This is a genomic window from Lysinibacillus sp. K60 (assembly GCF_019731275.1).
Classification (GTDB): Bacteria; Bacillota; Bacilli; order Bacillales_A; family Planococcaceae; genus Lysinibacillus; species Lysinibacillus capsici.
Genome location: NZ_JAASJR010000009.1, coordinates 127385 through 140287 on the forward strand (window position 1 = coordinate 127385; position 12903 = coordinate 140287).

General features: G+C 36.8%; 4 protein-coding genes. 3 read left to right on the forward strand and 1 reads right to left on the reverse strand.

The window, feature by feature from the left end; genetic code table 11:
* The first annotated feature begins 49 nt into the window (after nucleotides 1–49).
* Entirely contained in the window at nucleotides 50–9559 is a 9510-nt protein-coding gene (locus tag HCH28_RS18685) for a leucine-rich repeat protein (RefSeq protein WP_221682606.1), read from the forward strand.
* A 636-nt stretch (nucleotides 9560–10195) separates the two neighbouring features.
* Here the strand turns inward: HCH28_RS18685 and HCH28_RS18690 are convergent.
* Nucleotides 10196–11362, reverse strand: coding sequence for a hypothetical protein (locus HCH28_RS18690; RefSeq protein WP_221682607.1), 1167 nt, complete (start codon nucleotides 11360–11362; stop codon nucleotides 10196–10198).
* Between the two features lie 542 nt (nucleotides 11363–11904).
* Between HCH28_RS18690 and HCH28_RS18695 the strand changes: the two genes are divergently transcribed.
* A complete protein-coding gene (locus HCH28_RS18695; RefSeq protein WP_221682693.1) occupies nucleotides 11905–12291 on the forward strand; it encodes a YkvA family protein in 387 nt (128 codons plus the stop codon).
* A gap of 283 nt (nucleotides 12292–12574) precedes the next feature.
* Nucleotides 12575–12901 carry a helix-turn-helix domain-containing protein gene (locus HCH28_RS18700; protein ID WP_221682608.1) on the forward strand — a complete coding sequence of 109 codons (327 nt, stop codon included), beginning with the start codon at nucleotides 12575–12577 and terminating at the stop codon, nucleotides 12899–12901.
* The last annotated feature ends 2 nt before the right edge of the window (nucleotides 12902–12903 follow it).

Consider the following 12903-nt stretch of genomic DNA (forward strand, 5'->3'; position numbering starts at 1 on the left):
TCAACCTTTGAAAATGTCCAATAAAGAAAAGAGAGGGAGCTGAATATTTTTGTCACAAGAAAAAGAAAGTAAGAAGAAAGTGCAAACAAGTAAAAAGGAAAAACTATTCATTTCAGCTGTAGCAGCAGGAGCTTTAGTAGCTGGAGTATCAATGGGAGCCGGTATTCAAGATGTAAAGGCAGCTACACCTAATCCTGAATCTGATTTTACAGTTAATAGTGTTTCAGGTGGTGTTGAAATCAAAAAATATATTGGGGTACGTAAGGATGTAGTAATCCCTACTACTATAGGTGGAAAACCTGTTATAAGTATAGGTGCAGGAGCATTCAAGGATTTAGCTTTAACATCTGTGCAAATACCAACCACTGTTACAACTATTAAAGATCAAGCTTTTCTTTATAATAAATTAACAACGATTGATATTCCAAACAATGTTAAAAGTCTTGGTGTGGAAGCATATGCGCGTAATCAGATAACAAGTGTTAGCCTTAATGAAGGTTTGACAGACATAGGACGTTTTGCTTTTTTTGATAACAAATTAACAGCTGTAGATATTCCTAGTAGTGTCACAAATATTGACGAAAGCGCATTTGCGTATAACAGTTTAGTAAATGTAGAGATACCTGAAAATATAACTAATGTAGGTAGTGGTGCATTTTCAGCAAACTCAGGATTAAAAGAAATTATTTATAGAGGTAGCAATAAAAATGCGACCTTTGGGGATTGGCGAGGCATTTATGGTTTTACATCGCCCACAGTGTTTAAGGGATATTCGGGTACATCTTTCGAGACGGCAGTAAAAAGTCAAGGGTTCATATTTGAATCTTTAACTGCTGCAATTCCTTTCAGTTACGTAGTCCAGGGTTCTACAGTAAAAATTACTGGCTATACGGGTACTGAAAAGTCCATTGAGATTCCGAGTACAATCGAGGGTAAACCTGTTACAGAAATTGGTGCAGGAGCATTTAAATATTTAGAGTTAACAAACGTTGTTATACCGAATACTGTAAAAAATATTGGTTACTCAGCTTTCGAGGGGCATAAGCTAACAAATTTAGTGTTACCCGAGGGGTTACAAACGATAGAGTTTGACGCATTTTCTGGGGGTACTTTAGAAACAGTAAGTTTACCTTCAACGTTAACTACAATCGGAGATAATGCATTTAGAAGCAACCACTTAACTGGTATTAATATCCCTGATTCAGTTACTGATATCGGTACGTATGCGTTTTCTACGAATAGTATAGCAACTGCAAAACTACCTAGTGGTATCACACACCTAAAACAGGGTATATTCAACATGAATATTTTGGAGTCTATAAATATACCAAACAGCGTTACGATCATAGATTATGAAGCTTTCAATAGTAACGCTTTAAAGTCTATAGCAATTCCTAACTCAGTCACTACAATAAATGAAGGAGCATTTGCATTTAATAATCTAGAGACAGTAACTATACCAAAAAACTTGAAGAGTATAGCGCCTGAATCATTTGCCAAGAACGATTTAAAGACAGTTGTTATTCCCGAGGGTATCGAGCAAATAATGGCAAATGCTTTTGAGAGTAACTACTTAACATCTATAACTATCCCTTCTACTGTAAAAACAATTGAAAGGGAAGCATTTTTCCGTAACAGGTTAACTACAATCAATTTCAGTCCTGACTCTACGTTGCACACAATTGAAACTATGGCTTTTGCAGGAAGTCCAATTACAACAATAGCATTACCGAGGAGTTTAACTATAATTGGTGAGCAGGCTTTCTTTGAAAACAACTTAAGTAGTCTGTATATCCCTAGAAGTGTAGAAACTATTGGGGCAAGAGCATTCTTAGGGAGTAAAAACCTTGCGACTGTACTATACGACAATAGTGGTACAGAAATACTCGGATCAAACATTTTTGGTAAACCTGCAAATGTTACGCCACAGTTCTTTGGTAACACTGGTAATTTTAAAACTTATATTGAAAGTTCTTATGAACCGTCTTACACAGTATACAATGCACCACCAAAATTAACTGTCAAGAAATCTGAGCATGCTAAAGAGATCTATATGTTGTCTTTATCTAGAGATTCCTTAGGTGCTGATATATCTGCTAATTTTACAAATATACGCTATACCGTAACGGACTCAGAAACACTAAAGGGTAATGAAAGTTTCCAATATGCAGGGGTAATAGATGCTCCTATGTATGATGGTATGGTGTCACTAATGGGTAAGCCTGACGGAAACTATTTTCTACATGTGAGAACTACTTCAGATGTAAAAGTCGGCTCAAACTCACCTGTTAAAGTAATAAACGATTCAATAACTCCTATTGTATTTGATACAGTAGATTTAGAGGTGAAAACCCCTTACACAGTAAATGAGGATAAAACATCAGCTGTAGTAAAACCGATTTTCAATAAATCTAACCTAAAAACTGTAAAGTATGCTAAGGGTAAGAACCTACCAGTTAGCTTCTTCACAAGTGGTTTAAACAATGGTCAAATTACTGACATATCATCGAACACAAATCACGAGTTCACTGTAACTGAGGGGACACCTTACACTATTTATGTTGAAGACCAAACAGGGAACAAAACAGTGAAGACATTTGACCCATCATTTATTTATTCAACAATAGATAACTCAATCAGTATTCAGGGGTACTGGGGTTCTGAAGTAGACATTATAATTCCTGAGACTATAGAAGGGTTACAGGTAACACGAATTGCACCAAATGCATTCCAGCCTGTTAGTGAGAGTACACAAGTTGCTCAAGGTCAATCAACTGTAAAGCTAAACAGCGTTGTAATTCCTGAGACAGTGACGTCAATTGGTAATAGTGCATTCTATAAGAACAACCTTCAATCTATCACTCTACCGCAAAACCTTAAAACTCTAGAGGGGTATGCATTTACTGGAAACAAATTAACTACTGTAGTAGTACCTGCAGGCATTACTTCACTTCAAGATGGGGTATTTCTTGGAAACAGATTAACTTCAATCGATATCCAAGGAGACATCAATGAAATAGGTGTGGATGCCTTAAATGGTAATAAACTGACGTCTTTTGTTGTACCTAACACTGTTACAAAAATAGGAGCAAGAGCACTCCAGTCGAATCTATTATCAACGGTGAAGTTGAATAATGGCTTAATTACTATTGGTACTGATGCATTTTCTGCAAACAGTATCACAAATTTAGTAATTCCTACAACAGTAGAAACGATTGATAATAGGGCATTTAATCAAAATCCGCTTTCGTATGTAGGGTATAAAGGGAAGGACCAATCAAAAACTATTGGCGAAGAAGCATTTAACACTCCTTCGGCCAAGTATTATGGGTTACAAGGCACTATATTTGAATCGTACATTACAGATAAAGGATACAGCTACAACAACTTCTACGCACTTGTTGGCTATTCAGATCAAGTGAAGAAGTCTCACTCTTTAACAATTACACCTACAGCAGGCAACCCTAGTGATGCTATTAACTACGCATTCAGTAAAGAAGCAAATGCAGAGGATGTACAAAGTGCTGATTGGGTTTCAGTGCCTAATGAAGGTGTAACAGCGTTACTAGATGACTCTTTCGAAGACGGAACTTACTACTTACACACAAAAGTAGTGTGGGGTAATGACACACTCTTCACAACAAGTAACGCACTAAAATTAGATAATATTCCACCTGTAGAACCTACTCTTTCTGTGGCGGTTGACGATTCTGGCAATAAAGCTATTACTGTAATAGTAGACTATCCAACTGATGCGGTTACAAAGGAATATCAGATTGGTAATGTATCATGGACGCAGTACACCGCTCCTATCGTTTTAACCGAAAACGGCATTATCAAAGCACGTGCAATTGACGCAGCTGGTAACGAAACTATCTCGAAAACATTAGAGGTGGATGTACAAGCAATCAAGTTAAAGTGGTTATTAGATAACTACACAACCGCTACTACAGACGATTTTGCTTGGGCAGGAGTATCAGGTGTATCATCCGAAAACATTGAGTCATTAAAGGAAATCGTAACTGACTATATTTCTACATTTAACGGTGGTGAAGTAACAGTTCCAACAGTAGCCAACTATGAAACTTGGTTGACTTATATTGACTCTTTAGCAAATATACAAACACGTATAGAAAATGCTAAGAGTATCGCTATCCCATCTGAATTAGCAACAGCAATTCAAGATATTAAGGATACTATCAACGCATTACCTGACTGGGTAACAGGAAAAACATCCTTTAACGAAGGAGTATCATTACTTGAACGTTATGCGCCAGCACTAGACGCTGTTATCGATGTAGAAGCCTCATTAAAACAAGCGGATAAAGATTCAGCACAGCAGCTTGTTGATGTAATTGGTGACGATCAGATAGAGAAAAAATTATCTGACAGATTAGAAATAGTACAAGAATTCATTGATGCAACAAATTATGTTGAAAATGCAGAGTCAACACGCAATGAAGAAGATATCCTCAAAGCGCAAACAAAAGTAGCAGCTTTACCTGATCATACAGTTAAGACTCAATTACAAAACCGTTTAGATAATCTTATCCACCTAATTGGGGTGGAACAGGCGGTATCCAAATCTGAAGAAACATTAGTACAAGAAGATAAGGACAAAGCACAAACTCTTGTAGATACACTTCCTCACGGTGATAAGAAAGATTCATTACAGTCTCGACTTGATTTAGTACAGGATATCATCAATGCTTCAAACGCAGTAAAGCAAGCGGAATTTACATCATCTGATGAGGATATTGCTGCAGCACAAGATGCTATTGATTTATTACCTGCAAGTGAAAAGAAATCGGAGTTACAAAACCGTTTAGATGCGGTGAAAAATCTTGGTGATGCTTCAAAAGCTGTAGTAACTGCAGAAACGAATTTAACACAGGTAGATCACGATAAAGCCAAACAATTAGTTGAAGCTTTACCAAATGGGACAGTTAAGGATAACCTAATCTCTCGACTAAACGACGTACAAAACATAATCAACGCAACTAAGGCGGTAGAGGATGCGGAAAGTTCTCTTGAAAAAGCGGGAGTAGAAAATGCTCAACCATTAGTAGATGCTATCGTAAACGAGAATAAGAAAGATGAACTGCAAAACCGTTTAGATGAAGTATCAAAAACAATTTCTGCTAAGGATGGGGTGGCTACTGCAGAAGTCTCTTATTCTATATCTGACAAAGAGGCAGCGGAACAGTTGGTAGATGTTTTATCATCTGATAACCCACATAAGAAGGATCTACTTGACCGACTAGAGCAAGTACAAGCAGTAATTGATGCAACAGAGGCAGTAGACAATGCTAAAGATTTTCCTACAGTTGAAAACATTCAAACAGCACAAGAAGCAATCAATAAAATCAATGAATCTAACCCTAAGAAAGATGAGTTGCAATCTATCTTAGATACGGTAACAAACTTAAAGGCTGTCGAGGACGCAGTATCAAAATCTGAAACTTCACTAGACCAGGAAGATGTAAATACTGCAAGAGGCCTTGTAGATGCTTTAGATGATTCGGATGTTAAGGAAGTATTTATTGAACGACTTGATGAGGTACAGCGTTTAATCGATGCTGAAAAAGCAGTATCTAACTTAGAACTATCTCTATCAAAAGACAACTATGATGGAGTAAAAACTCAAGTAGATGCTCTAAAAGAACATCCAAAGAAAGTTGAACTTTTAGACCGTTTAGAAGCTATTAAGGATAAAATAGACAAATTGACTGCCGAAGAGGAAGCGGAAAAAGCAGTAGATAACGCTGGAAGTACTCTTGACAGAAATGATTATGACAAAGCTAAGGAACTAGTAAATAACCTTGAGGATGGTTCTAAGAAAGAAGAGCTACAAGAGCGGTTAGATGAAATAGGTAAAATCCTAGATAAAATCGGCGAGATTGAAGAAGACCTGAAAAATGCCGAAAACACAAATTCTACTGATTTGGACGACATTCAGAATAAAATAAAGGAACTTCCTGACAGTGACAAGAAGGACGAACTTCAAAACAAGCTAGATGAAATCAAGGTAAATAACGGTGCTGAGAAAGCGGTAGAAACGGTTGAAGAAACGCTTGATAGAGACGACTACAATGCTGCTAAGGATTTAGTGGACAAACTAGAGGATGGACCGAAGAAAGATGAATTCCAAGGCCGTCTAGATGATGTTTTAGAAAAGATTGAAGCACTTGAGTCAGTTGGGAAAGCTGAAGAGTCTAAGTTACAACCTGACTTAGACAATGCAAAGGATATTGTGAAACAGTTACCTGATAGTGAGTTTAAAGAGGAGCTAATAGAACGTCTGGAGGAATTACAAAAAGAACTGGACAAACAAACTTCCGAAACTGATGCTGAAAAGGCTGTTGAAAAAGTAGAGGATTCTTTAAAAAGAGCAGACTATGATCAGGCAAAAGACTTAGTTGATAGACTTGTAGACGAGGTAAAAAAAGGTGAGCTCCAAGAGCGATTAGAAAATGTCCTAGAGAAAATCGTTGCTATTGAAGCCGTAGATAACTCTGAAAAAACATTAACGCAGCAGGATAAAAATGATGCTCAATCTAAAGTAGATAAACTTCCTGAAGGCGAATTGAAGGACAAACTTCAAAACCGTTTGGATGAAGTACAGAAGATAATCGACAATCTATCTGCTGAAGAACAGGCTGAAAAAGCTGTGGAGAAAACGGAGTCCACTCTAGACAAGGGCGAATTTATTATTGCTCAGGATTTAGTAAATGCCTTAGAGGACGGTAGTAAGAAAAATGAGCTGCAGGATCGTTTAGACAAAATTAAAGATTTCATCGGCTTAATTGACGAGATAGACAAAACCTTAAAAGAAGCTGAAGATACTTTAAATACGGATAAACTGGAGAACGTTCAAGAACAGATTACCTCTTTACCTGATAGTGTAATCAAGGGATCTTTGCAAGATCGTTTAGATGATTTACTAGCTTACAGAGAAGCCGAAAAGTCTGTATCAAAAGCTGAAGAAGTAGCAGTACAGTCCTACAAGGATAAAGCACAAGAATTAGTCAACCAATTAAAACCTTGGAAGGGTAAAGATCACTTACAAGAACGTTTAGATAAGCTCCAAGATGTGATTGACCAAAAAGAGGGTGACTTAATAGACAAAATTTTAAATGACCCTGACCATGTTACTTCGCAGGAATTAGCCGACTATACAGACAATGATGTAGTAGATGAAAAGCTGAAAGACTATATCGAAAACATCCTTGAAGAAGCCGAAAACGGTAATATCACAAAAGATGATGTTGTACAAATTGTACGTTTAATCACGTTCTTAGAGAGAGCAAAGCGCTCTATGGCCGAGGTAGACATCACAAAATACGAAGCGGAGTACTTAAGTGCAACAGTCTCTGTAAAATCTAATTTCCCTAATGCCTCTGTATTAAGAGCCATCCCAGGATACTTAAACGACATTTTAGATTTACCAAGTCTGGCAAAAGAAATCGCGGAACTTTTAAACAGACCTTTAAATGATGTATTAGCTGAACTAGAATCACTGTTAGGTTCAGATGAAGTTATAACGTTATCTTACACTGTTCAGTATTTAATAGAAGATGGAGAGGTTATCTTAGAGCAACCGAAAGAAGCACCAACTGGTAAAGTAACTGTCAAAGCGCAAGCTATTGATGGGTACGAGTTAGTGTCTGAAGGTACACAAACATTTGAATTAACGGAAGATACAAAAGGCACAGTTATTACTTTCATAGTAAAACCTGCGAAAGAGGTAACAGAGATAACGCAAGGAAGTTACACAATCGAATATGTAACACTTGAAAATGAAGTTGTCCATACAGAAACAATCAAAGAGGTTGACTTTGGTAAAATCGATGTTGTAGCTCAAGCTCCTGAAGGTTATGAATTACTCGAAACGGAAGAACCTTCACAAACAATAGAACTTTCAAAAGATATTCCTTTTGAATTACTACGTTTTGTAGTAATTCAAAAAGAAGCAGCTATAGAAACACCACCTTCTGTTGAGGGTGAAGAAAGTTTAGAAAAACCTGAAGCAGAAGAAACAACTACTGACGAACCAATTGTAGAACCTAGTGAAGTAGAAGAGACACCTTCAACTGAAGAGGAATTACCTTCTACAGAACAACCTTCGGAGCCTACACCTGAAGAAACAACGGAAGAACCTTCTGTTGAAACAGTTACGGCACCTACAATAGGGGAAGAGACGGCACTTGTACGTTCCTTCATGGTTGCTTCTTTAGATAATGCGTATTTTACATCGACTGCTCAAAATACAGGTGTAGATCACAGTCAATATTTATATGATGTATCTCAATCAACGGTATTAGTTAAGGCATTCTTAGCAAATCCAACAGATGAGACAAGACTAGAAGCTAAAAATTTCATCTTAGGGAACTTATATGCAGGTGAGTTTAAAACAACATTGCTGAAATTATTAGCATTACCAGGTGAGGAGATTCCTACTGATGGTGAGGATATTACGATTATTCATCCTACTAAACCGCCAGTAAACCCAGAACAACCAACACCAATTAATCCTAACCCACCAGTTGAACCGCCTGTCATTGAACCACCAGTCGTTGAACCGCCTGTAGTTATTCCTAAACCGGAACCTCCTACTGTTTTACCAGAAATACCAGGAGGTACTACAGTTGCAGAAACTATTGATTTCAAAGATGGAAAGTGGACAATTAAAAATCCTGCAACGGATGTAATAGAACTAAAACACAAAGATATTAAAATCAAAGTTCCGCTAGAAACCAATGCAAAACTTTGGGAAGTTGAATGGATCTTGAAATCTAATCAACATTATCAACTTCGCATTTGGGCTGATGGTAAGGAAATAACTGTATTTAAGAAGCCAATTGAAATCACAAAAACATCGAAAAAAGCGTATGTATTCCGATTCGAAAATGGACAATATACAGCTATTCCATTTACTTTTGCAGTACCGAACCAAATTCAATTTAAAGTGACTAAAACAGGGGAATTCCAATTCTCTACAAAACGTATTACATTTAAGGACATTGATGGGGTCTTTAGTCAACGTGCAATTGAGGAGTTAGCAAGCCGACATATTGTTAAGGGTACATCTCCTGACTACTACAGCCCCTACGAGTCATTAACTAGAGCACAATTCAGTGCAATGTTAGTAAGAAGTTTAGGAATTGATACATCTGATGTTGTAAACGGAGTCTTTAATGATGTAAAGGCTAAAGATTGGTTTGCTAAAGATGTACAAGCCTTATACGAAACGGGCATTATCAGAGGTGTAACTGCTACGAAGTTTAATCCTAACAGCCCGCTAACACGTCAACAAGCAGCACTTATGCTAGACCGAGCTCTGGACTATTTAAAGATTGAGAAAAGTGATTCCACAAAGCTTGATTTTAAAGATGTAAATAAAATTTCAGAAGAGGTAAAACCAGCTGTTGCTACGATGCAAACACTTGGGATTTTTAGTGGTAAAGAAGGTAATAAATTTGACCCACATGCTAATTTAACACGTGCGGAAATGGCCAAAGTGCTTCAAATTACCTTAGAACTTGCAGGATTATTTTAAGCAATCCTTAAATCAGTAGAACAATTCTTCCTTTAGATAAAAAAAGGAAGTACCTCGAATAATCGGTGTACTTCCTTACTAAGGGGGATGTATTAAATATACTTATACAAATAAGTTATGTCCAAAAATGAGGTATCAAGAAACTAAATAGGAGATGAATGTAAATGGTCAAAAAGCTTATGGTGTTAATTACTGTTGTTGGAAGTCTTTTTATTTTGCTACGAAAGGTGAAACTAAAAGTATAAGTAATTTAGTACGTTTAGAAAATACCATTGAACCACTTAAGTCTATATCCATCTGGAAAAAGTATAGACAGTGTAGAAGGTTAAATGAAAGCCATTTGGAAAATCGAATAAAGTAGTTTGATTTTTTCTTTTTATTAAAGTAAAGTGTAAATACTGATGAAAACCGAAAGAAGCACCGATTCACTGTCTTTTAGACATGGGTTGGTGCTTTTATATTTATTAAAGTTCGAAGTGAAGACTTGTCACCTGACAACTCGTTAGTTCAACACAAACAGCCGCATGATTGATCGTCTATCGCTGTGATTTTTATTGAGCTATCGGAGTACAAAACTCAGGAAACGGTGTGGTTTAGTATTTTGGCGAGCAGAAAGGATTTTCAACAATGTAAGAATCAAGCGTCAAGATTATTTCTACTATTACTCATAAATGTTGCAGCGCCTTTGGCCATAAGCTCAGGGTCGATATTGTTGATACCAATTTTCTCAAAATTTTGTATGACTTGATCCACGGTCGGTGCATTTTCAATGATGATCTTCACTACTTCATCAGTATTATCAACCAAGCGAACATAGCGTTTGAATTCCTTCTCCGTCATTTTCTCCGTAACAACGAAGAGTTGCTGAAGCAAATCCATCACTGGCATGTGCAACTTGCCATCTGGGACTTCTGGAAGTGTCCAGAACTTGCTTCCAAGGAACAACATTGAAGTAGGCGGATCTTTTTCACCTCGATAATAGACTTGCGCCGCGTTCTGGAACACTTCTTGAATGGTGCCTCCTCTCCCTTCAGAATAAATGATACCGCATGTATCTAGCGTCAGGAGGACATCCTCCCGAATGCTGTTGAGGAAGTATTTCGCGATATGGGTCGCAAACGGGGTAAGGGGTTCATGACCATAATGCCAAGTTGGTACAGCCAAACTGCGATTTAGTGGAGTGAGTTGTTCCTTGAGTTCTTGAGCAATTTTCCAAGCGGGAAGCATCCATGCATGGAGTTCACTCACTAATTCTTCATTAATTGTCCACGTCGTCCCTTCTTTAAGGACTTCTTTCAGGTTCCCTGGCAATTTTGCATAAGACTTCTCCAATATATCTATAGCGGAGATAAGCGAGTCTTCAGAGCGTCCCGCGAAAAGTGCACCAAGATGGGCAGCTTCCATGCAACCTGGGCCCCCGCCGCTAGCGATAATAAATCCAGATTCAGAAAGTAGCTGAGCAATTCGTGCAACATAACGATATATGTCGCTGCCACGTGGCTCCTGATGCCCTCCCATAATGGCGACAGGACGTCGGCCTGCATTCATCTCATTTTCTATAAATGCGTTTAATCCCCTCCCAATTGAAGCGTCATGCACTGCTTCCATCATGCCAGCGTAGGGGTCTGAGATGCTAGTACGTCCTTGTTGATTAAAGTAAATAAAGTTCTGAAAATCAAGTGTCACAGTTAAGGACAGGGGATTGTCCGGATCAAAATTATTAAGTAACTCAAATGGTTGATATAGCCCATCATGAATTGGGTTGAATGGTGGATGAGTGATCAATTCAATTCGCTTTGACATTGTATACTCCTTTAAATGTAGTTACCTGATGTTATCAACTCTCAGGCTTCATGTCCTATTACTATTTCAAATAAAAGTAAGTAGTGTGGGCAAGTGATTCTCTTATGCATCATCTTGCATCCTGCTTCTCAGGTAGTTCATTATATTTTTAACTCTTTATTCAGTATTATTCACCCATATAAAAAATACTTTTAGAAATTAAAAAGAAAATAGAGCCCTCGTTTTCATTAAAGGGCCATAAAATTGAATAACATCTTGAAATAATTTGGAAAATTTATGTTAGAATGTTAAGTAATATATTTAAACTATGTAGAATTTATATTTTTACCCAATAAAACCCCTTTTCTAAATGAAATTAATCATAAACCCCAAGTTATTTTTTTCATAAAAACTACATCTGTTTAGGGCTAGGAGGATATAAATTGTTTGAGAAATTCAGAAAGAAAAAAGAAGAAGATGAGCTACCAGAAGTAATAGAAGTAGTAGATGAAATAAAGCTTAGTGATGAAGAAATTGAAGACTTAAAAAGCAAAGCTAAAGCTATGGATGAAGAAAAAATTCAAAACTTTAGTAAGCATTATTCAGAAGATGGACTTTGGAAGAAGATAAAGAAATACTCTAAAAAAGTCGGTTCATCTGCAGTATATGCCATACTACTTCTTTATTTTGTCTTACAAAAGGAAGAGGTACCTATAAAAAATAAAGCGATTATATATGGTGCATTAGGCTACTTTATTTTACCTATCGACTTGATTCCAGATGTAGCACTGGGAGTAGGGTATACTGATGATATAGGAGTACTTCTTGCAGCTTTATGGCAAGTATCAATATATATTGATACTGATGTTAAAAATCAAGCCAAAGAAAAACTCAAAGATTGGTTTGGCGATGATATAGATACCTCAGATATAGATGATAAATTAGTTTAGACAATATAGTAGGAACGTCAATCCAAAAGGATTCCACAAACGGGCGCGATTCTGTAATAAGAATCAGCGCTCGATCTCATTTTAGGGCCCTATTATTGAATACATTCTTTTAGGTTAATAAGCGAATATAAGGAATAAAAAATAAAATTAATGCATTGGTTCATTAAAAGAATATGATTTATAAATTTAATCAAACTAAGTGTAGAATTTAATTTCGTACAATAATTCAATTGTGATGAACATTTTGTGCGTTTTATGTTATAATAGTACTGAGGTGAAGGATATGGATTACAAACATACAGCAATGACCATTAATCAATGGATGAAAGAAAACAACGTATCTAAGACAAAAATGGCTGAATTAGTTGGTGTTAGTGAAGGATTATTACGTGCAATTTTAAAAGGTGATCGCCGTATTACATCAGAACGATTAACAAAATTTGCAGAAGTAATGAATATTCCACGTGCTACACTTTTAGGTTTATCAGATAGTGAATTATTCGCTGGATATAGCGTCATTCCACGTGGTGGGACAGATCTTTCTGTTACTAACAAACATCAAATTCAACAGGTAGCAATGCTTTTAAATGCATACGAAACCTTCAAGTAAGT

Bases quoted from the DNA above. Each gene is read 5' to 3' on its own strand.
- HCH28_RS18690 (WP_221682607.1), bottom strand. From the start codon at position 11,362: ATGTCAAAGCGAATTGAATTGATCACTCATCCACCATTCAACCCAATT.
- HCH28_RS18695 (WP_221682693.1), top strand. From the start codon at position 11,905: ATGGATGAAGAAAAAATTCAAAACTTTAGTAAGCATTATTCAGAAGAT.
- HCH28_RS18700 (WP_221682608.1), top strand. From the start codon at position 12,575: ATGGATTACAAACATACAGCAATGACCATTAATCAATGGATGAAAGAA.